Origin of the sequence: Streptomyces cyaneofuscatus, assembly GCF_033109485.1 — a bacterium.
GTDB lineage: Bacteria > Actinomycetota > Actinomycetes > Streptomycetales > Streptomycetaceae > Streptomyces > Streptomyces cyaneofuscatus.
Window position 1 is genome coordinate 5,918,002 of the sequence record NZ_CP137002.1, and the last position, 20,770, is coordinate 5,938,771.

The 20,770-nt window shown below is 73.5% G+C and carries 19 protein-coding genes; 10 read left to right on the top strand and 9 right to left on the bottom strand.

Annotated features, from left to right (window positions below; genetic code table 11):
- Positions 1 to 15: 15 nt before the first annotated feature.
- From nirD to R2B67_RS25970, 3 genes are read right to left on the bottom strand one after another with little or no spacing between them, the layout of a single operon-like run.
- Complete coding sequence (gene nirD / locus R2B67_RS25960; RefSeq protein WP_317821412.1) at positions 16 to 375, bottom strand: nitrite reductase small subunit NirD; 360 nt, start codon at positions 373 to 375, stop codon at positions 16 to 18.
- Entirely contained in the window at positions 375 to 2,948 is a 2,574-nt protein-coding gene (gene nirB / locus R2B67_RS25965) for a nitrite reductase large subunit NirB (RefSeq protein ID WP_317821413.1), read from the bottom strand. The genes nirD and nirB overlap by 1 nt, the downstream gene beginning before the upstream one ends.
- Position 2,949: 1 nt before the next feature.
- Positions 2,950 to 4,182: an NAD(P)/FAD-dependent oxidoreductase gene (locus R2B67_RS25970; protein ID WP_317821414.1), complete on the bottom strand. Its 1,233-nt coding sequence runs from the start codon at positions 4,180 to 4,182 to the stop codon at positions 2,950 to 2,952.
- Between the two features lie 146 nt (positions 4,183 to 4,328).
- Here R2B67_RS25970 and R2B67_RS25975 point away from each other — a divergent pair, with 146 nt between their 5' ends.
- A complete protein-coding gene (locus tag R2B67_RS25975; RefSeq protein WP_317821416.1) occupies positions 4,329 to 5,120 on the top strand; it encodes a TSUP family transporter in 792 nt (263 codons plus the stop codon).
- Positions 5,121 to 5,189: 69 nt separating this feature from the next.
- Here R2B67_RS25975 and R2B67_RS25980 read toward each other — a convergent pair whose 3' ends face one another.
- The 4 genes from R2B67_RS25980 to R2B67_RS25995 all read right to left on the bottom strand — a co-directional run bounded on the left by R2B67_RS25980 (position 5,190) and on the right by R2B67_RS25995 (position 8,292).
- Positions 5,190 to 5,822 carry a class F sortase gene (locus R2B67_RS25980; RefSeq protein WP_317821418.1) on the bottom strand — a complete coding sequence of 211 codons (633 nt, stop codon included), beginning with the start codon at positions 5,820 to 5,822 and terminating at the stop codon, positions 5,190 to 5,192.
- 159 nt (positions 5,823 to 5,981) lie between these two features.
- Positions 5,982 to 6,527 (bottom strand): GVDTG sorting domain-containing protein, encoded by a 546-nt coding sequence (locus R2B67_RS25985; RefSeq protein WP_026241407.1) that lies wholly within the window; start codon positions 6,525 to 6,527, stop codon positions 5,982 to 5,984.
- 371 nt (positions 6,528 to 6,898) lie between these two features.
- Positions 6,899 to 7,390 (bottom strand): DUF5990 family protein, encoded by a 492-nt coding sequence (locus R2B67_RS25990; protein WP_317821421.1) that lies wholly within the window; start codon positions 7,388 to 7,390, stop codon positions 6,899 to 6,901.
- 77 nt (positions 7,391 to 7,467) lie between these two features.
- Positions 7,468 to 8,292: an aminotransferase class IV gene (locus R2B67_RS25995; RefSeq protein ID WP_317821423.1), complete on the bottom strand. Its 825-nt coding sequence runs from the start codon at positions 8,290 to 8,292 to the stop codon at positions 7,468 to 7,470.
- 75 nt (positions 8,293 to 8,367) lie between these two features.
- On the opposite strand from R2B67_RS25995, the gene R2B67_RS26000 reads away from it, so the two are divergent.
- The 3 genes from R2B67_RS26000 to R2B67_RS26010 all read left to right on the top strand — a co-directional run bounded on the left by R2B67_RS26000 (position 8,368) and on the right by R2B67_RS26010 (position 9,926).
- Positions 8,368 to 8,991, top strand: coding sequence for an NADPH-dependent FMN reductase (locus R2B67_RS26000; RefSeq protein ID WP_317821425.1), 624 nt, complete (start codon positions 8,368 to 8,370; stop codon positions 8,989 to 8,991).
- Between the two features lie 84 nt (positions 8,992 to 9,075).
- The gene (gene cutA, locus R2B67_RS26005; RefSeq protein ID WP_317821427.1) at positions 9,076 to 9,417 is read left to right on the top strand and encodes a divalent-cation tolerance protein CutA; all 342 of its coding nucleotides are present in this window, start codon (positions 9,076 to 9,078) and stop codon (positions 9,415 to 9,417) included.
- Between the two features lie 8 nt (positions 9,418 to 9,425).
- Positions 9,426 to 9,926, top strand: a complete 501-nt coding sequence (locus R2B67_RS26010; protein ID WP_317821428.1) for a gamma-glutamylcyclotransferase family protein — start codon at positions 9,426 to 9,428, stop codon at positions 9,924 to 9,926.
- Here R2B67_RS26010 and R2B67_RS26015 read toward each other — a convergent pair.
- Both R2B67_RS26015 and R2B67_RS26020 read right to left on the bottom strand, forming a co-directional pair.
- Complete coding sequence (locus tag R2B67_RS26015; RefSeq protein WP_317821430.1) at positions 9,889 to 11,967, bottom strand: molybdopterin oxidoreductase family protein; 2,079 nt, start codon at positions 11,965 to 11,967, stop codon at positions 9,889 to 9,891. The two genes, R2B67_RS26010 and R2B67_RS26015, sit on opposite strands and share 38 nt — an antisense overlap.
- A gap of 141 nt (positions 11,968 to 12,108) precedes the next feature.
- Positions 12,109 to 12,906 carry a SanA/YdcF family protein gene (locus tag R2B67_RS26020; RefSeq protein ID WP_381073765.1) on the bottom strand — a complete coding sequence of 266 codons (798 nt, stop codon included), beginning with the start codon at positions 12,904 to 12,906 and terminating at the stop codon, positions 12,109 to 12,111.
- A gap of 290 nt (positions 12,907 to 13,196) precedes the next feature.
- On the opposite strand from R2B67_RS26020, the gene R2B67_RS26025 reads away from it, so the two are divergent.
- From R2B67_RS26025 to dnaG, 6 genes are all read left to right on the top strand, one after another.
- Positions 13,197 to 14,048 carry a sirohydrochlorin chelatase gene (locus R2B67_RS26025; RefSeq protein ID WP_317821431.1) on the top strand — a complete coding sequence of 284 codons (852 nt, stop codon included), beginning with the start codon at positions 13,197 to 13,199 and terminating at the stop codon, positions 14,046 to 14,048.
- 176 nt (positions 14,049 to 14,224) lie between these two features.
- Entirely contained in the window at positions 14,225 to 15,640 is a 1,416-nt protein-coding gene (locus R2B67_RS26030) for a deoxyguanosinetriphosphate triphosphohydrolase (RefSeq protein WP_317821432.1), read from the top strand.
- A gap of 136 nt (positions 15,641 to 15,776) precedes the next feature.
- Positions 15,777 to 17,036, top strand: coding sequence for an NAD(P)/FAD-dependent oxidoreductase (locus R2B67_RS26035; protein ID WP_317821434.1), 1,260 nt, complete (start codon positions 15,777 to 15,779; stop codon positions 17,034 to 17,036).
- A gap of 66 nt (positions 17,037 to 17,102) precedes the next feature.
- On the top strand, positions 17,103 to 17,711 hold the full coding sequence (locus R2B67_RS26040) for a type II toxin-antitoxin system RelB family anti-toxin (RefSeq protein WP_317821435.1): 609 nt from the start codon (positions 17,103 to 17,105) through the stop codon (positions 17,709 to 17,711).
- 146 nt (positions 17,712 to 17,857) lie between these two features.
- A complete protein-coding gene (locus tag R2B67_RS26045) occupies positions 17,858 to 18,727 on the top strand; it encodes a methyltransferase (RefSeq protein ID WP_317821437.1) in 870 nt (289 codons plus the stop codon).
- A 70-nt stretch (positions 18,728 to 18,797) separates the two neighbouring features.
- Positions 18,798 to 20,741 carry a DNA primase gene (dnaG, locus tag R2B67_RS26050; RefSeq protein WP_317821439.1) on the top strand — a complete coding sequence of 648 codons (1,944 nt, stop codon included), beginning with the start codon at positions 18,798 to 18,800 and terminating at the stop codon, positions 20,739 to 20,741.
- Positions 20,742 to 20,770: the final 29 nt, after the last annotated feature.

The following is a 20,770-nucleotide window of genomic DNA, read 5'->3' on the forward strand; positions in this document are numbered from 1 at the left end:
CGGCGGTCCGGGCCGTCACTCCACCCGTACCGCATACACCGGAACGGACACCTCCTCGTCGTCCAGGCACACCCCCGTCTCCAGGTCGAAGCGCTGCTTCAGCAGCGGCGAGGCTACGAACGGCCGCCCGCCCGCCGAACCGAGCAGCCCCCGGGAGAGGACGTACGCGCCGGTGAACGGGTCCCGGTTGGAGATCGCCCGCACCACCCCCGCCCGGTCCATGAACAGGGCCGCCTGCCCGCCGTCCGGCAGCAGCACCGCGACCCCGCGCCCGGGGCTCAGCCGGTCCAGGTCGCAGACGGTGAGCCAGCCGTCGGCGTGCGCGACCCGGACGACGGTGGCGGTCGCGGTGGTGTTCAGGGTTTCGGTGGTCATCAGGACGGGGTCCCTTCGAGAGTGCGGACGGCGAGCACGGGGCCCGCGAGCAGCTCCAGATCGGGCTTGATCTGGTCCCGCTCCGGGACGAACTTCACCGACGGGTCGGGGGCGTCGGGGGCGTTGACGAAGCTCACGAACCGCCGCAGCCGCTCCGGGTCGTCGATGGTCGCGGCCCACTCGTCGCGGTAGCCGGACACATGGTCGGCCATCAGCCTCTCCAACTCGTCGCAGAGCCCCAGCGAGTCATGGACGACGACATCCCGTACGTGCTCCAGGCCGCCGTCGATCCGCTCCAGCCAGGCCGAGGTGCGCTCCAGGCGGTCCGCCGTACGGATGTAGAACATCAGGAACCGGTCGATGAGCCGCACCAGTTCGGCGTCCGAGAGGTCCTGCGCCAGCAGATCGGCGTGGCGCGGGGTGGCCCCGCCGTTGCCGCCGACGTAGAGGTTCCAGCCGCCGGCCGTGGCGATGATCCCGAAGTCCTTGCCCCGGGCCTCCGCGCACTCCCGGGCGCAGCCGGAGACCGCCGACTTGAGCTTGTGCGGGGAGCGCAGGCCCCGGTAGCGCAGCTCCAGGTCGATCGCCATCTTCACGGAGTCCTGCACGCCGTAGCGGCACCAGGTCTGCCCCACACAGGACTTGACCGTTCGCAGCGACTTCCCGTACGCGTGCCCGGACTCGAAGCCCGCGTCGACCAACCGGGTCCAGATGAGCGGCAGTTGGTCGACGCGGGCGCCGAAGAGGTCGATGCGCTGGCCGCCGGTGATCTTCGTGTAGAGGCCGAAGTCGCGGGCGACCTCGCCGATCACGATGAGCCTCTCCGGGGTGATCTCGCCGCCGGGGATGCGCGGGACGACCGAATAGGAGCCGTTGCGCTGGAGGTTGGCGAGGAAGTGGTCGTTGGTGTCCTGGAGGGACGCCTGCTCCCCGTCCAGGACGTAGCCGCTGGCGCCGAGCGTCGGGGCGAGCGAGGCGATGACCGAGCCGACCGTCGGCTTGCAGACCTCGCACCCCTCCCCGCCGCGCGCCTCCTCGCGGCCGTGCGAGTCGAGGAGGGCGGTGAAGGAGGTGACGCCCAGGGTGCGGACGATCTCGTACAACTCGCTGCGGCTGTAGGCGAAGCAGCCGCACAGGCCGGTGTCCTGGCTCTGCGGGAGCAGCTGCCCGATCACCTTGACGCAACTGCCGCAGCCCGTCCCGGCCCGGGTGCACTTCTTCACCTCGGGCAGCGTGGTGTGCTCGCAGATCGCGCCCTTGCTCACGTTGTGGCAGGAGCAGATGACGGCGTCGTCCGGCAGCGCGGAGGGCCCCAGCACCACCGGCCCGCCCGCCCCGGCGGGCAGCACCAGCTGCTCGGGAGAGACCGGCAGGACGCTCCCCGTCATCGGCCGCAGGGTGCCGTAGTCGTCGGCGTCCCCGACCAGCACCCCGCCCAGCAGGGTGCCGTCGGCCCCGATGACCAGCTTCTTGTAGACGCCGGAGCGGGAGTCGGCGTACACCACGTCGAGCGCGCCCTCCGCACTCCCGTGCGCGTCGCCGAACGAGGCCACGTCCACACCGAGGAGCTTCAGCTTCGTCGACATGTCGGCACCGGTGAACCCGGCCCGCCCGCCGCCGAGCACCTCGGCCACGGTCTCCGCCATCTCGTAGCCCGGCGCGACCAGCCCGTAGACCCGCCCGTCCGACGCGAGCGCGCACTCACCGATCGCGAAGACGGCCGGGTCGGAGGTCCGGCACTCCTCGTTGACCACGATCCCGCCCCGCTCCCCGACCGCGAGCCCGCAGTCGCGCGCCAGTTGGTCACGCGGCCGCACGCCGGCGGAGAACACCACCAGATCCGTGTCCAGCGAGGACCCGTCAGAGAGCTCCATCCCGTTCACGGCCCCGTCCGTGCCTGCGGTGACCGCCTGCGTACCGACCCCGGTGTGGACGGTCAGTCCCATGTCCTCGATCGTCCGCAGCAGGGCCGCGCCGCCGCCCTCGTCCACCTGGACCGGCATCAGCCGGGGCGCGAACTCCACCACATGGGTGCGCAGCCCGAGCCCCTTGAGCGCCCCCGCCGCCTCAAGCCCGAGCAGCCCGCCCCCGACCACCGCGCCGGTCTGAGCCCCCTTGGCGTACTCCTCGATGGCGAGCAGGTCCTCGATCGTCCGGTACACGAAGCAGCCCCGGAAATCCTTCCCCGGCACCGGCGGGACGAAGGGATACGAGCCCGTCGCCAGCACGAGCGTGTCGTACGGGAACACCGCCCCGGACCGCGCGGTCACGGTCCGGGCCGTACGGTCGACGCTCTCGGCCGGGTCGCCGACGTACAGCTCGATCCCGTGCTCCGCCATGAACTCCGGCTCCACCAGCGAGAGTTCCTCGGGGGTCCGCCCGGCGAAGTACGAGGTGAGCTGGACCCGGTCGTAGGCGGGCCGGGGCTCCTCGCAGAGCACGACGATCCGGGCCCGCCCGGCGGCCGGGGTCAGCCCGCGCGCGGCCAGGGACTCCAGGAACCGCTGACCGACCATGCCGTGCCCGACGAGGACGAAGGTGGGGGTGGTGTTCGGGATGGTGGTGTCCGGCATCTCAGTGGCCTCCGTCGTCGGTGAGCAGGTGGAGCAGGGACATGGCGGGCGGCAGCGGTTCGTCGTCCTGCCAGGTGCGGGCGAGACCGGCGACCGCGCCGAGGTCGCCCAGGAGCACCCCGCCGGCCAGCCGGCCCTCCCGGAGGACGACCGTGCGGTACGCGCCCCGGGTGGCGTCGGACAGCCGGATCACGTCGTCGCCCGGCAGCGGACGGGCCTCACCGAAGGCGGCGAGATCAAGCGCGTCGGGTCCTTGGGTGCCGTGGGCGCGGCTCCCGGCGCGCAGGGAGAGCCGGGTCAGCGCCCGGGTCCCCTCGTAGCGGGCAGGCCGCCCGGCCAGCACCTCGGCCAGCACGTCGGCCTGCTCCAGCGCGGGTCCGGCCAGTCCGTAGAGCGTGGAGCGGTGCTCGGCGCAGTCACCGAGGGCGTGGATGTACGGGTCCGAGGTGCGCAGTTCGTCGTCGACCACGATCCCCTTGCGGACGTCGAGACCGGCGGCGCGGGCGAGCCCGGTCCGGGGGCGTACCCCGCAGGCCAGCACGGTGAGGTCGGCGGCGAGCTCGTAACCGTCGGCGAGCTGGACGGCCCGTACGGCTGGTGGTGAGCCCGGGCAGCGCAGCCCGCGGACCCGGCACTCGGTGTGCACCTCCACCCCGAGCGCTTCGAGGTGGACCCGGAGCAGGGCGGCCGCCTCCGGGTCGAGCTGGCGCTCCATGAGGTGCTCGCCCTGCTGGGCCAGCACCACCTGCGCGCCGCACTCCGCGAGCGCCCGGGCCGCCGACACCCCGAGGAGCCCGCCGCCGATGACGACCGCCCGAGCTCCGGGGCGTACGGCGGCGCGCAGGGCCAAGGCGTCGTCGAGCGTACGGAAGGGGTGGACCCCGTCCGGCAGGGTGGCCCCGAGCCCGCGCAGCGGCGGCAGCACCGGGTTGGAGCCGGTGGCCAGGACCAGGCGCCCGTAGTGCAGGACGCTGCCGTCGTCGCAGTGGACGAGCCGGTCGGCCCGGTCGATGCGGACCGCCCGCACCCCGCGCCGTACCTCGGTGGCGGGCAGCGCGATGACGTCCGGGGCGTACCGCCCGGCCAGCACATCGGCCAGCAGCACCCGGTTGTAGGGGGCGTGCCGCTCCTCGCCGACGACGGTGACCCCGGGGACCCGCGCGGCGAGCCGGGCACCGGCCATCCCGGCGCCGATCACCACGACGGGCGCGGCGCTCTCCGTCTTCTTCCTCATGGGGTCTTCTTCCTCATGGGCAGGAGCATGCTCGGCGGGTGTTACCCGGCCGCATCCCGCCGGTTTCCCGGGCGGAACCGTGCGCTCAGCGCCGCCCGGCGGCCCCTGTGAGAACGGCGCGCGGGCCTCCCTCTAATGTCGAGGACATGCCCGACATCACCCTCACCACCCTGATCCTGCTCTGCCTGGCCGCGGCCGCCGCGGGGTGGATCGACGCGGTGGTGGGCGGCGGCGGGCTGCTGCTCCTGCCCGCCCTGCTGCTCGGCCTGCCGAACGTACCGGCCGCCCATGTCCTCGGCACCAACAAGGCCGTCGCGATCGTCGGCACCTCGGGCGCCGCGATCACGTACGTCCGCAGAGCGCCGGTCCGGGTGGGGCTGGCGGTACGGGTGGGGCTGATGGCGCTCGCCGGGTCGATGGGCGGGGCGTTCTTCGCCGCCGGGATCAGCAGCGAGGTGCTGCGCCCGGTGATCATGGTGGCGCTGCTCGGGGTCGCCGCCTTCGTCCTGCTGCGCCCGTCCTTCGGCACGGCGGCGGCGGGCGACACCGACGCCCGGCCGGTCACCCGGGCCCGGATCGTCACCGCGGTCGTGCTGGTGGGCGGCGGGATCGGCTTCTACGACGGCCTGTTCGGCCCGGGTACCGGCACCTTCCTGGTGCTCGCGCTCACCGCCGTACTCCATCTGGATCTGGTGACGGCCTCGGCCACCGCCAAGATCGTCAACGTGTGCACGAACGCGGGGGCGCTGGCGATGTTCGCCTACCAGGGCACGGTCCTGTGGCAGTTGGCCGCCGTGATGGCCGTCTTCAACCTGGCGGGCGGGATGGCGGGGGCCCGGATGGCGCTGAGCCGGGGGAGCGGGTTCGTCCGGGCGGTGCTGCTCACGGTGGTGTTCTCGCTGGTGGCGAAGCTGGGCTACGACCAGTGGACGGCTTAGGAGCGGGTACGGGGACGTATCCGGGGCTCAGCGGAACGTGTCCCGGGCCCAGTGGAACGTGCCCCGGACTCAGCGCACATCGGTGAGATGGGCGTAGGCCACCACATTGCCCTGATAGCCGGTCTCCTTGGAGAACCCGCCGCCGCAGGTGATCAGCCGCAGCGAGGCGTGCGGGGACTCGCCGTAGACGCGCTGGTCGGGGAAGTCCTTGTTGTCGTACACCTCGATGGCGTCGATCGAGAAGACCGCGGTGCGTTTGTCCTCGCGGACGACCTCGACGCGGGTGCCCTTGGTGAGGGCGCCGAGGGCGTAGAAGACGGAGGGCCCCTCGGCGTTGTCGACATGCCCGGCGACGATCGCGGTGCCCTTGGCGCCGGGCGGGACCCCGCCGGCGTACCAGCCCGCGAGGTTGCGGTCGGTGTCCGGCGGGACGTCCAGGCTGCCGTCGGCACCGAGCCCCAGCCGCATCATCGGCGCGTCCACCGAGATGCTCGGGATGCGGATGCGGACCGGGTCGGAGGGGTGCAGCGGTTCGGCGACCGGGGAGCCGGGCTGGAGCTGGGGCCCGGCGGCGAAGGCCTGGGTGCTGGAGGGCTGCGGCGGGATCAGCTGGTCGCCGGAGCCGTTCTGGACGAGCCAGATACCGCACAGCACGGCGATGCCCACCAGCCAGCCCCTGGCTTTCTGCGCGCTCTGGGACACGTCGTCGTCCTCGTCAGCCTGATGCGTCTCGGATCGAAGGCGGGCCGGGCGCGCTCGGGGACGCGCCCGGCCCGGTCGGTGAGGCTGCCTCCGGGGGCCCGGCCTCCCGGGCCCCCGGGGCGCTGGTCCCAGCTGCCCCGGGCCCCTGGGCTGCTGCCCTCAGCTGCCCTCGGTGGACTCGGTCCGCCGGCGCAGCAGCCACAGACCGCCCACGGCCGCCATGCCGATCACGCCGACGCCGAGGGCGACCTGCGTGGAGTTCGGCTCGACGCTGCCGCCGACCCCGGTCCGCACATGGCCGGACGGGCGGTCGTGGTCGGGCCGGTCGTGCTTGCCGCCGCCGATCACCTTCAGGTCCCCGACGGCGTCCTTGCCGTTGTCGCAGGAGACGACGATCTCGTAGACGCCGGGCCGGGTGTCGTGCGGCACGGTGAACTGGCCGACGAGCACCTCCTTGTGCGTACCGCGCCGGACCTCGAAGTCCCCGGCGTCCAGGGAGTTCGCGTCACCGATGCCCGAGCCCTTGGGGCCGCAGGCGGTGGTGTTCACGGTGACCTTGGCGCCGGGGGGCGCGGTCGCGGGGGTGATCTCCAGCCGGCCGAAGTCATCGCCTGCGTACGCGGACGGGGCGGCGGTGAGACCGAGCGCTATGACGGTGACCGCGGCAGTGGCGGTACCGGTCATCAGGCGGGCAGGACTGCGCATGGGGATCCTCCGGGCAGACGGCGCGAGCAGTTGTGTCCTGCCCCCGACCTAACGGGCGGTCGCCGCCGCACGCCTTCTGACGCCAGGTCAGCTTTCACCCGTACGGACCGGCGCGGCACCCTTGCCGTCGGAGATCGCCGCAGGTCACGGCGGTGCGACTGGGCCGTTCGGTCCGTGCCGCCGGACCGGGTGCCGATCGAGTGAGACCCGCCGGGAAGGTGTGACCCACATCACACGCATGGGCTCGTGGGGCGCGGGCACACGCAAGACACCCCCCCCACGGGACGGATCCCCGCCCCCCACGGCACCCGCCCTCATCGGCCTACCCCCCTGAGTCCGGTGGGGGCGGTGTCGGATCCGGCGGGGAGGGTTCACCCGGTGCGCGCCTCACCGGCGCCCGCCCCAGCCCCAGCCCCCGCACTCCAGGAGATCGCCGGCGGCCGCACCCGCGCGCACAGCGGCTGCCCCTTCGCGTCGGTCAGCCCCAGCCGCCCGGTGAGCTGCCCGGAACGCGCGGCGGCTTCGAGGACCTCGGGCTCGATGTCGCTGAACATCAGCTTGGCGCGCCGGAACATGCTGAAGAGCCCGGCCTCGTCCACGGTCCCCCACGACAGATAGATGAACCGCCCGCCCAGCCGGTTCTGGATGTACGGCCCCGAGATCTCGACCCCGTCCGCCGTGGCCTTCGCCGTGCACTCCAGGGTCCAGGAGGCGGTTGGGGCGTCCCCGGGATGCAGACCGAGCAGCTCACCGGGCCGGTCCTTGCGCTGAACGCCGACGTGGATGTTCTCGAACCCGGGAAAGTCGGAGTCCGGCCCGCAGGTGCGGCCGGGGAGCGCTGAGGCCTCGATATGGATCTGCATGCTCCCCATGGTCCGTCACCGGGGCGGAGCGAGGGCGTCACGGTCGATTTTCGGCCAAGGTCGACCGCCGGGCAGGGTCAGAGAAGCTCCTCCGGCGCACTCGCGTACGCAGCCTCCAAGCGCCCCATCACCCCCTCCATCTCGCCGTCTCCGTCTCCGAACTCCACGGCATCGATCCGCCGCACGGGCGCCATCCCCTGCGAGTTGCAGATGAAGGCCCCCCGGTACGCGCCCAGCCCGTCCAGCGTCACCGCCCGCCGCACCGACGGCTCCCCGGCCGCCGCGAGGCCGCGCTCCAGCAGCGCCATGGTGATGCCGGTGAGCGCGGGGGCGTCCGGCCACACCACCGAACTCCCCTCCCAGAAGCCGATGTTGGTGATGGCCCCCTCGGTCACCACCCCGCCCGGCGCGGTCAGCAGGGCCTCGTCGAACCCGGCGCGCGCGGCGAGGATCCCGTAGTACGTCTGCCCGAACTCGCCCGGCCGCTTGATGTGCGGCACGGGCCGGGCGTACGGCACCGACATCAGGCTCCGGCCCCCGGGCGCCATCGCGGCGGGCTCGCGGACGGTGACCATCACCCGCGTATGGCTCTCCCCGGGCGGCAGGAACCCGTGCACCCGCACGGACGCCTCCCGCATCCCGGCACGGTCCAGGGCGCCCCGGATCAGCTCGCGCACCCGGCCCCCGTCCAGGGGCAGTTGGAACAGCTCACGGTTCGCGCCCTCCAGCCGTTCGAGGTGCAGCCCGAGCCCCCGCGCCCTGCGGTCCCGGACCTGGAGGGCGGTGAAGTGGCCGAACCCGAAGAGGGCGGGGACGCGGAGGTCGTCCTCGGTGGCGGGGTGGCCGTCCATCTCGACGTAGGGCAGTTGGATGGGGAGGGGAGGGGGCGGTGCGCTCGTCATGGGGCAACCGTAGATCGCGACATTCCCCGACGACGACTTGACCTCAACCAAGCTTGAGGCTGAAAGCTCGACGCCATGGACACCACATCCGCACCCACGACGTCCTCCGCCACGACGTCCCCCGCCCCCCTCAAGGTCGCCGTCATCCTCGGCAGCAACCGGGAAGGCCGCTTCGGGCCGGTCATCGCCGACTGGTTCCTCGGCCGGGCCGCCCGGTACGACGGCATCGAGACCGAGCTCATCGATGTCGTCACCGCCCGGCTCCCCGACGCCCTCTCCTTCAGCCCCGGCCCCGAGGAGGCAGCCAGGGTCGCGGCGGTCTCGGCACGGCTGGCGGCGGCCGACGCGTTCGTCGTGCTCACCCCCGAGTACAACCACTCCTTCCCCGCCCCGCTGAAGAACCTCATCGACTGGCACCGCGCCGAATGGCAGGCGAAGCCCGTCGCCTTCGTCAGTTACGGCGGCAGGTCCGGCGGGCTGCGGGCCGTCGAGCAGCTCCGCCAGGTCTTCGCCGAGATGCACACGGTCACCGTCCGCGACACCGTCTCCTTCCACAACGCGGGCGCCCTCTTCGACGACGCGGGCAACCACCGCGACCCGGCGGACGTCGACGCGGCGGCCAAGGCGCTCCTGGACCAGCTGGCCTGGTGGGGCAACGCCCTGCGCGACGCGCGAAACCGCCATCCGTACAGCGCCTGACCCCCTCCGGGCCGACAATCGGTGCACGGGCGGGAGCACCCCGCCGTCCGGGCAGGAGCCCGCCGTACTCCGAGGAGACCGACGATGACAGCGCCGCCGGCATGGCTGACCGTACTGACCACGACCGACAGCGAGGAGAAGGCCCACGAGCTGGCGCAGGGGGCGGTGGAGGCCCGGCTGGCGGCGTGCGCGCAGATCTCCGCGCCCGTCACCTCGGTCTACCGCTGGCAGAACGCCATCGAGTCGTCCGAGGAGTGGCAGGTGCTGTTCAAGACGGCGGCAGGGCGCTACGAGGATCTGGAGGAGTACCTCCAGGAGGCGCACGACTACGACACCCCCGAGATCATCGCGATCCCGGTGATCCGGGGCAGCGCCCGTTACCTCGGCTGGGTCACGGCGGAGACGGCTCCCGCAGCGGCCCTGTGACGGCGGCCATGAGCACCCTGGACCCCGGCTCCCCGCCCACCGACGAGCTGCCGTTCTTCGTGTACGGGACGCTGCTCCCCGGCGAACCCAACCACGACCTGTTCCTCCGCGGCCGTACGTCGGGGGAGCGGGCGGCCGTCCTGCCCCGGGCCCTGCTGTACGACGGGCCCGGCTACCCGTACGCCATCGACGGCCACGGCCGCGTCCACGGCACCCTGCTCACCGCGGCGCCCGGGGTGTACGGGGAGCTGCTCGGGCTCCTGGACCATCTGGAGGAGTACCTCGGGCCCGGCCACCCGCGCAATCTGTACGAGCGGGTCGTCCGCGAGGTCGAGCTGCCGGGGGAGGGGGCTCCCGGGACCCGCGAGGGTCAGGGACCTCCCGGGACCCGGGCCTGGGTCTACCTCGCCGCGGCCGCCGTCACCCGCTCCCTGCGCACCAGCGGCAGCGTCATCGCCGAGGGGCGGTGGGTCACCGGACGGCCTCCAGGCGGACCGCGCACACCTTGAACTCCGGCATCCGCGAGACCGGGTCGAGCGCAGGGTTGGTCAGCGTGTTGGCCCGGCCCTCACCCGGCCAGTGGAACGGCATGAACACCGTGTCCGCCCGGATCGCCCCGGTGATCCGGGCCGGCGCCACCGCCCGCCCACGCCGGGACGTCACCGCGACGGGCTCGCCCTCGGCCACCCCGATCCGCTCCGCCAGCCGCGGGTGCAGCTCCACGAAGGGCCCCGGAGCCGCCGCGTTCAGCTCGTCCACACGGCGGGTCTGGGCCCCCGACTGGTATTGCGCCACCACCCGCCCCGTCGTCAGCACCACCGGATACTCCCGGTCCGTCTCCTCGGCCGCCGCGCGGTGCACCACCGGCACGAACGAGGCCCGCCCGTCCTCCGTCGCGAACCGGTCCAGGAAGAGCCGGGGCGTCCCCGGGTGGTCCGCGTCGGGGCACGGCCAGAAGACGCCGTCCTCGGCCGCGATCCGCTCGTAGGTGATGCCCGCGTAGTCCGCCGCACCGCCCGCCGAGGCCCGCCGCAACTCCTCGAAGACCTCCGCCGGGTCGGCCGGGAACCCCTTGCCGTGGCCCAGCAGTCCGGCCAGGGCGTGCAGCACCTCCAGGTCGCTGCGCACCCCCTCCGGCGGATCGAGCGCCCGCCGCCGCAGCAGCACCCGGCCCTCCAGACTGGTGGTGGTCCCGCTCTCCTCCGCCCACTGCGTCACCGGCAGCACCACGTCCGCCAGCGCCGCCGTCTCGGAGAGGACGACGTCCGCCACCGCCAGGAAGTCCAGGGAGGCCAGGCGGCGTTCGACGTGCGAGGCGTGCGGGGCGGACACCACCGGGTTGGAGCCCATCACCAGCAGCGCCCGCACGTCCCGGCCCAGCGCGTCCAGCAGCTCGTACGCGCTCCGCCCCGGCCCCGGCAGGCTCTCCGGATCCACGCCCCACACCTCCGCGACATGGCGGCGGGCGGCCGGGTCGGTCAGCTTGCGGTAGCCGGGCAGCTGGTCGGCCTTCTGGCCGTGCTCCCGGCCGCCCTGCCCGTTGCCCTGCCCGGTCAGGCACCCGTACCCGGACAGCGGCCGCCCCGCCCGCCCGGTGGCCAGGCAGAAGTTGATCCACGCGCCCACCGTGTCCGTCCCCTTGGCCTGCTGCTCGGGTCCCCGCGCGGTCAGCACCATCCCGCTCTCCGCCCCGCAGAACAGCTCCACCGCCTCGCGCAGCCGTGCCACCGGCACCCCGCAGATCCGCTCCACCAGCTCCGGCCAGTGCGCCATCGCCCCGGCCCGCGCCTCCTCCCACCCGCGCGTACGGCTCCGTACGAACTCCTCATCCACCCGGCCGCCCGCCACCACCAGGTGCAGCATCCCGAGCGCCAGGGCCAGATCGGTGCCGGGGCGGGGTGCCAGGTGCAGGTCGGCCTGTTCGGCGGTGCGGGTGCGGCGCGGGTCGATGACGATCAGCCGGCCCCCGTTCGCCTTCAGTTCGGTGAGATACCGCAGGGCGGGCGGCATCGTCTCGGCGAGGTTCGACCCGACGAGGATCACGCACCCCGTCCGGGGGATGTCCTCCAGCGGGAACGGCAGCCCCCGGTCGAGCCCGAACGCCCGCTGGTGCGCCGCTGCCGCCGACGACATGCAGAACCGGCCGTTGTAGTCGATCTGCGAGGTCCCGAGCACGACCCGGGCGAACTTCCCGAGCGCGTACGCCTTCTCGTTGGTCAGCCCGCCCCCGCCGAACACCCCCACCGCGTCCGCCCCGTGCGCCGCCCGCACCCCGCCGAGCCCTTCGGCGATCCGCCCCAGCGCCTCGTCCCAGCCCGCCTCCTCCAGCTCACCGCCGGGCCGCCTCCGTACCAGCGGGGAGGTCAGCCGGACCCCCCGCCGCAGCACGGCGGGCGCACTCCGACCCTTCCCGCACAACGCGCCCCGGTTGACCGGGAACCCGGCGCGCTCCACCACCTCGGCCACCTCCGGGCCCGCCACCGGGCGCAGGCTCATCCCGCACTGGAGGGCGCAGTACGGGCAGTGGGTGGGCGTCTCGGTACCGGTCATGGGGCCCAGCCTGCGAGAGCGGTATTACGGGGACGGGGGCACCGGGTTACACCGCCGGAACGCCCCCCTCAGCCCGCCGCCCACCCCTCTGTGAGGTCCCAGCACCCCTGTGAGGCTCACGCGTCACGGCCCCGGCCCACGTCACGGCGTCGCCGACGCCAGCGCCTCCGTCACGCCCGCCTCCTGAGGTCCCAGGAAGCGCGGGTCGGGGCGGAACAGGGCGTCCAGGGCAGCCTTCCCCGACGCGGCCAGCTCCCGGGTGCCGCCGTAGTACCAGGTCGCGTCCCGTGGCTCGTCGACCGCGACCCCGTACGCGTCGATCCCGGCGGAACGGCACAGTGTGGTCGCCCGGTGGATGTGGAAGCCCTGGCTCACCAGCACCGCCCGGCCGACCCCGAATATCTTCTTGGCCCGCACGCACGAGTCCCAGCTGTCGAACCCGGCGTAGTCGCTGACGATCCGGTCGTCCGGCACCCCGCGCTCGGTCAGATACGTGCGCATCGCGTCCGGCTCGTCGTACTCCACCCGGCTGTTGTCCCCGGTGACCAGGACGACCTTCACCTTGCCCGTCCGGTACAGCTCGGCCGCCGCGTCCAGCCGGTGGGCCAGATACGGGGTCGGCCGGCCCTTCCAGAGCCCGGCGCCGAAAACCATGGCGACCTCCCGGGCCGGGGCGTCCGCCGTGGTCCCCACCCGCGCGTCGGCGCCCAGCCGCATCCAGGTCGCGGGCAGCAGCGCCAGCACGCAGAGAGCCATCAGCCCTTGCACGGCGAGCCGTCGGCCCCGACGGGAGCGCGGCAGCCGGAGCGCGGAGAGCCGGGGCAGCCGCAGCCACGGTCTGCGTCTCTTCGCGCCGCCCTCCGACGCGGGCCGCCCCCCTGACGCAGCCTGCGTCCCCGCAGCCGCCCGAGCCCCCGGCGTATCCCGCGCCCTTCGCATGCCGCGCATCCCTCGCACGAGAGCCCCCTCATCGTTCGTACCGTCGTTCGGTCCCACCCCACCTGACGAGCGAAACGCCCGAAAGGTTCGCCGACCGGCAGAAACGGGTGCAGGCCCCCGCCCCGCACACCGGCCACCACCCCGCCGTGAGGGGGCGGAAAACCTCCGTGACCCTCGCGCAACGGCCCGGCAACCTCGGCCCGGCACGATCGGGTTCATCACCACCCAGCCCGGCCCCCACCCGCGTCCCCGCCCCAAGCCCCGTCTCCCGGAACGGAACCCGCAGGCCCATGCACCGCACCCGCCCCCTCGCCGTGCCCCGGCCCCCCGCCGCGCCCCGGCCTTCCCCCTCCGAGGCCGCCCCGCCCGCCCTCCTCGTCGTCGCCCACGGCAGCCGCGACCCGCAGGCCCTGCGGACCGTTCTCGTGCTCCTGGACCGGGTCCGCGACCTGCGCCCCGGCCTCGACGTCCGGCTCGGCCACATCGAGCTGAACCAGCCGCTCCTCCCGGACACCCTGGACGGCCTGCGCGGGGCCGACGCCGTGCTCGTACCGCTGCTCCTGGGGCGCGGCCACCACGTCAAGCACGACCTGCCCGCCGCCGCGGCCGCCGCCCCCTCCGTACGCACCCGGATCGCCGCCCCCCTCGGGCCGCACCCTTTGCTGGTGGAGGCGCTGTACGGGCGGCTCGTGGAGGCGGGCTGGGACCCCGCCGACGAGGGGGGCCGCCGTGCCGCCGTGGTCCTCGCCGCCGCAGGGTCCCGCGACCCCGACTCCGCCCAGGACACACGGCGTACGGCCCGGATGCTCGCCGAGCGGCTCGGCGGGGTGCCCGTCGTCCCGGCGTACGCCTCCGCCGCGACGCCCACCGTCCCCGCCGCGGTACGCGCGCTGGCCGCCCGGGGCCGGCACCGTACCTTCGTCGCCTCGTACTTCACCGCGCCCGGCCGCTTCGCGAGCGCCGCCGCGAGCGCCGCACCCCGCACCGCCGCCGTTCCGCTCGGCGCCCACCCGGCGATGGCCCACCTCCTCCTCCACCGCTACGACCAGGCACTAGGGGGTGTCTTGTCGGTCAGGCCGGGCTCGCGTGCCCTGGCACCGCACCTCGCCGCGTTGTCGTCCCTCGCCATGGCTCCGCCATGACTCCCCCCTCCGCCTTGCGATGCACGGCACCAGACCCCGCTCCCTGATCCGGCCTGACCGACAAGACACCCCCTCTCCGCCACCGCGCCCTCCGAGATGGTGAGCTTGCTCGCTTCCGCCTGACTCCCCGGCCCGCTCACGACACGTTGTCCGCCCCGGTCGCTACTGTCGGGACCATGGACGGCACACAGGGCGCACGCGGGGCAGATCAGACACACGGCACACCAGAAACACAGGGCACATCCAGCACACCAGTAGCACCAGCCACACCAGCAGCACCAGGCACACCAGCCGCACGCAGTGAGCGCGTCACCGGGAGCGGCTACGGGCCCGCCGACACCGAGCGCTTCGACACCGAGCAGGACAAGCGCCCCGGCCGCACCGCCTTCCAGCGCGACCGGGCCCGGGTGCTGCACTCCGCCGCGCTGCGCCGGCTCGCCGGGAAGACCCAGGTGGTCACGCCCGGTACCCGCTCCCTCGTCTGGGACGCCAGCCCCCGCACCCGGCTCACCCACTCCCTGGAGTGCGCGCAGGTCGGCCGCGAGCTGGGCGCGGTCCTCGGCTGCGACCCGGACCTCGTGGAGACGGCCTGCCTCTCCCACGACATGGGCCACCCGCCGTTCGGCCACAACGGCGAACAGGCGCTCAACGACTTCGCCTCCGACTGCGGCGGCTTCGAGGGCAACGCCCAGTCGCTCCGGCTGCTGACCCGCCTGGAGCCCAAGCGGTTCGTCCACGACCCGCGCACCGGCGAGCTGGTCAGCGTCGGCCTCAACCTGACCCGGGCCGCCCTGGACGCCGCCACCAAGTACCCCTGGCCGCGCGGCGCGCACCCCACCGACCCGCACTCGGTCAAGTTCGGCGTGTACGCGGACGACCTCCCGGTCTTCGAGTGGGCCCGCAAGGGGGCGCCCGAGGGCCGCACCTGCTTCGAGGCCCAGGTGATGGACTGGTCCGACGACGTGGCGTACTCGGTGCACGACTTCGAGGACGGGCTGCACGCCGGGCACATCGACCCCAACTGCCTCTACGCCGAGCCGGAGCGCGAGGAGATCTTCGCCGTCGCCATCGGCCGGTACGTCCCCGTGGACACCGACCCGCAGGAGCTGGCCGAGGCGCTGGACCGGCTGATCGACCAGGAGTGGTGGCCGCACGGGTACGACGGCTCCGCCGTGGCCCAGGCCCGCCTGAAGGACGCCACCAGCCAGCTCATCGGCCGGTTCTGCACCGAGGCCGAGACCGCCACCCGCGAGCTCTACGGCCCCGGCCGCCTCACCCGGTACGGGGCGGAGCTCGTCGTTCCGCGCGCGGTCCGCAACGAGTGCGCGGTCCTCAAGGCGGTCGCCGACCGCTACGTGATGCAGCGCGCCGAGCAGGAGACCCTCCGCGCCGACCAGCGCATCGTCATCGCCGAGCTGGCCGCCGCCCTCACCGCCCGCGCCCCCGAAGGCCTGGAGCCGCACTTCCGGGCCCTGTTCGACCAGGCGCCCGACGACCACTCCCGTAAGCGCGTCCTGGTCGACCAGATCGCGGCGCTCACGGACGCCTCCGCACGATCCCTGCACGCCGCGCTCACAGCGCGCCGCGGCTGAGGGGCAGACTGGAGAAGAATGGAGAAATGACCACTGGGTGTGACCTGTCCGGGGCACACCCTCTTTCGCCATCACGCTGCGTGCGGGACGCTCGCAGCCGGAGGCGCCGCGCAGCACAGCACTGAGGAGGCATCAAGTGGTCGACGCACATCGGACATTCGTCATCGTCGGAGCGGGACTCGCAGGGGCGAAGGCGGCCGAAACGCTCCGCGCGGAAGGGTTCACCGGCCGGGTGATCCTCATCGGGGACGAGCGCGACCACCCCTATGAGCGGCCGCCGCTCTCCAAGGGCTACCTCGGCGGCAAGGAGGAACGCGACAGCGTCTTCGTGCACGAGCGCCCCTGGTACGCGGGCGCCGACGTCGAACTGCACCTCGGCCAGCCCGTCACGGTCCTCGACCGGTACGCGAAGACCGTGCAGCTCGGCGACAACACCGTCATCCACTACGACAAGCTGCTGCTCGCCACCGGCTCGGAACCGCGCCGCCTCGACGTCCCCGGCACCGACCTGGCCGGCGTCCACCACCTGCGCCGCCTCGCCCACGCCGACCGGCTGCGCAACGTGCTGGCCGCCCTCGGCCGCGACAACGGCCACCTGGTGATCGCCGGGGGCGGCTGGATCGGCCTGGAGGTCGCCGCCGCCGCCCGGGGGTACGGGGCGGAGGTCACCGTCGTCGAGTCGGAGCCCACCCCGCTGCACCAGGTCATCGGCCCCGAGCTGGGCCAGATCTTCACCGAGCTGCACAGCTCGCACGGCGTCCGCTTCCACTTCGGCGCCCGCCTCACCGAGATCACCGGCCAGGACGGCATGGTGCTGGCCGCCCGCACCGACGACGGCGAGGAGCACCCCGCCCACGACGTGCTCGCCGCGATCGGCGCCGCCCCCCGCTCCGCCCTCGCCGAGGCCGCGGGCCTGGAGATGGCCGAGCGGGCGCACGGCGGCGGCATCGCCGTGGACGCCGCGCTGCGCACCTCCGACCCGCACATCTACGCCGCCGGGGACGTCGCCGCCGTCGCCCACCCGCTGCTCGGCGTCCGGCTGCGCGTCGAGCACTGGGCCAACGCCCTCAACAGCGGACCGGCCGCCGCCCGCTCCATGCTCGGCCAGGACGTGACGTACGACCGGGTGCCGTACTTCTTCTCCGACCAGTACGACCTGGGCCTCGAATACTCCGGCTGGGCGCCGCCCGGCTCCTACGACGAGGTGATCATCCGGGGCGACGCGGGGAAGCGGGAGTTCATCGCGTTCTGGCTCAAGGACCGCCGTGTCCTGGCCGGGATGAACGTCAACGTGTGGGACGTGACGGAGACGATCCAGGAGCTGATCCGGGCCGGTCAGCAGCACGACCCGGAGGCGCTGGCCGACCCGTCGGTGGACCTGACGTCCCTGCTCTGACGGCCTGCCGGGAGCAGCGGATCACCCTGGGGCGATCCGCTGCTCCATGGGCATACGGTGGTGCGCATGGAGCACGGCACCGATGAGCTGGACAGCCTCGTACGCAAACGCATCCGCGCCCTGCGGGTGGCGCAGGGCTGGTCCCTGGAGGAGCTGGCCGGCCGGGCGAACCTCAGCCAGTCCTCGCTCAGCCGGATCGAGAACGGGCAGCGCCGCCTCGCCCTGGACCAGCTCGTCACGCTCGCCCGGGCCCTGGACACCACGCTCGACCAGCTGGTGGAGACCGCCTCCGACGACGTCATCATCAGCCCGATGATCGACGGCGCCCACGGGCTGATGCGCTGGCCCGTGAAGAGCGACCCCGGGATGACCGTCGTACGGCAGCGGATGACCGAGCCGCCCCCGGACAACCCGGCCCGGATGCGGGCGCACCCCGGCCACGAGTGGCTGGTCGTCCTCTCCGGCACGGCGGTCCTCATGCTGGGGCACCGCCGCTTCCGGGTGGAGACCAACCAGGCCGCCGAGTTCCCGACGATGCTGCCGCACGCGATCGGCGCGGAGGGCGGCCCGTGCGAGATCCTCGGCATCTTCGACCGTGACGCCCGCCGCGGCCACCTGCGCGACACCCGGCGCACCGGGAACGACTGCGTACCGGACCTGCCGCACACGACATGACGGCGCACGGCGTGTCTGCTCTCGTCGTGACGGCTTTCGTCGCGTGCGGCGCACGTCGTTGCGCGCCCGGCACAGCAGGCGGCCACCTTCTTGCCAATACCGGGAGACGCCGTGCCGCTGAGGCATACCCGTCCTACGGTGGCCACATGACCCACGCAGACGCACGCACCCACACCCACACCCACGGCAGCCACGACAGCCACGGCGAGGCGGAGATCCTCGACCTGGACGCCCAGGTCCTCGCCGAACACCTCACCGCCCTCACCGGATGGCTCCCCGTCCAGGCGCCGCCCCGCCGGATCGTCGACCTGGGCTGCGGGACGGGAACGGGCACCTTCGCCCTCCTCGACCGCTTCCCCGAGGCGCACGTCACCGCCGTCGACACCTCGGCCGCCCACCTCCAGCGCCTCCGCGAGAAGGCGTGCGCCCGGGGTGCGGAGGGGCGCGTACGGACGGTCCAGGCCGACCTCGACGCCGCCGACTGGCCCGACCTCGGCTCCCCGGACCTGGTGTGGGCGTCGGCCTCGATGCACCACATGGCCGACCCGGACCGGGCTCTGAAGGCCGTCCACGACCTGCTCGCCCCCGGCGGACTCTTCGTCGTGGTGGAGCTCTCCGGCTTCCCCCGCTTCCTGCCCGGGACCGCCCCCGAGGACCGGCCCGGCCTGGAGGAGCGCTGCCACGAGGCGAGCGACCGCTTCCACGCCGAACATGTACCCCACCGAGGCGCCGACTGGGGCCCGAAGCTGACAGGAGCCGGGTTCACGCTCGAAGACGAACGCACGATCACCGTGGACACCGGCACCACCGACGGCTCCCGCGGCGAGGCCGTCGGCGCCTACGCCCTCGGCAGCCTCCGCCGCCTGCGCCACAGCGTGGCCGGGGCCCTCGCGCCCGAGGACCTGGCCGCGCTCGACCGGCTGCTCGACACCGAGGGCCCCGGCTCGCTCCTGCGCCGCGACGACCTCGCCGTACGCACCGAACGCACCGTCTGGGCCGCCCGACGGACCGGCTGACCACGCGCTTCGGCCGGGGCGGAGCCCTGTGGGCGTCGGGGTTGTCGTCGCCCACCCGTAGACTTCATCCGTGGCTGGCAGGATCAACGACGACGACGTGAAGGCGGTACGGGACGCGGTCCCGATCGACTCCGTCGTGTCCGAATACCTCCAGCTGCGCAGCGCGGGCGGCGGAAACCTCAAGGGACTCTGCCCCTTCCACGACGAGAAGTCCCCCTCCTTCCAGGTCAGTCCCGGCAAGGGCCTGTTCCACTGCTTCGGCTGCCAGGAGGGCGGCGACACCATCGCGTTCGTGATGAAGATCGACCACCTCTCCTTCTCGGAGACGGTCGAGCGCCTCGCCGCCAAGGCGGGCATCACCCTGCGGTACGAGGAGGGCGGCTACAACCCCTCCCACCAGCGCGGCGAACGCATCCGGCTGATCGAGGCCCACCAGGCCGCCGCCGACTTCTACGTCCGCGCGCTGGAGAGCCCCGAGGCCGAGATCGGCCGGAAGTTCCTCGCCGAGCGCGGCTTCGACCAGGACGCCGCGACCCACTTCCGCGTCGGCTACAGCCCGGCCGGCTGGGACCACCTCACCCGCTATCTGCGCGGCAAGGGCTTCAGCGACAAGGAGCTGATCACCTCCGGCCTCTCCCAGGACGGCCGGCGCGGCCCCATCGACCGCTTCCGCGGCCGGCTGATGTGGCCGATCAGCGACACCGCGGGCGAGATCGTCGGCTTCGGCGCCCGCAAGCTCCGCGACGACGACAACGGCCCGAAGTACCTGAACACCCCCGAGACCCCGATCTACAAGAAGTCCCAGGTGCTGTACGGCATCGACCTGGCCAAGAAGGACATCGCCAAGGCCAGCCGGGCCGTCGTCGTCGAGGGGTACACCGACGTCATGGCCTGCCATCTCGCCGGGGTCACCACCGCCATCGCCACCTGCGGCACCGCCTTCGGCAACGACCACATCAAGATCCTGCGCCGCCTCCTCATGGACAACGGCAGCGCCCGCGTGATCTTCACCTTCGACGGCGACTCGGCCGGTCAGAAGGCCGCGCTGCGCGCCTTCGAGGACGACCAGAAGTTCGCCGCCGAGACGTACATCGCCATCGCCCCGGACGGCATGGACCCGTGCGACCTGCGGCTCGCCAAGGGCGACGACGCCGTACGCGACCTGGTCGAGCCGCGCACCCCGCTCTTCGAGTTCGCGCTGCGCCAGATCGTCGGCCGGTACGACCTGGAGACCCCGGCGGGCCGGGCGGCCGCGCTCGACGAGGCCGCCGCCGTCGTCGCCAAGATCAAGACCAGCAGTGTGCAGCGTGAGGTGGCGGTCCAGCTCGCGGGGTTCGTCGGCATCCTGGACCAGGAGTTCGTGGTCCGCCGCGTCGCCCAGCTCGCCCGCTGGGCCCGTGACAAGGGCGGCGACGGACGCGGCGACCCACGCGGCGGCCGTGGTCCGGGCGGCCCCCAGGACCGGCGCGGCGGCGCACCCCAGCACTCCGCCCAGGCCGTCCAGGCCCCCGCCGCCCCCTCCGGCCCCGCGCTCAACCTCCGTAGCCCCGCCCACCGCACCGAGCGCGAGCTGCTCAAGCTCGCCCTCCAGAAGCCCGCCCTGGTCTCCCCGGCCTTCGACGCGTACGGCGCGGACGAGTTCACCGCCCCGCCCTATGCGGCGGTGCGCCAGTGCATCGCGGAGGCGGGCGGGGCCGAACGCGGCCTCGGCGACAACCGCGAGTATCTGGTCGCCGTGATGGACGCGGCCCCCAACAACACCGTGCGCTCCCTCGTCACCGAGCTGGCCGTCGAGGTCTTCATGGGCCGGACGATCGACGAGACGTACGCCGGTATGCAGCTCGTCCACGTCCGGCTGCGCGCCGTCGACCGCCGGATCGACGAGGTGCAGGGCAGCCTCGCCCGCCTCGGCAGCAACGTGGCCCCCGACGACCTGGCGGCCGCGCAGAACGAGGTCTGGGTGCTCCAGCAGTACGCGCAGTCCTTGCGGGCGAAGGGCGCCGACGCGCTCTGAGCGCGTACCGGCCCTCCGGGACGGACCTC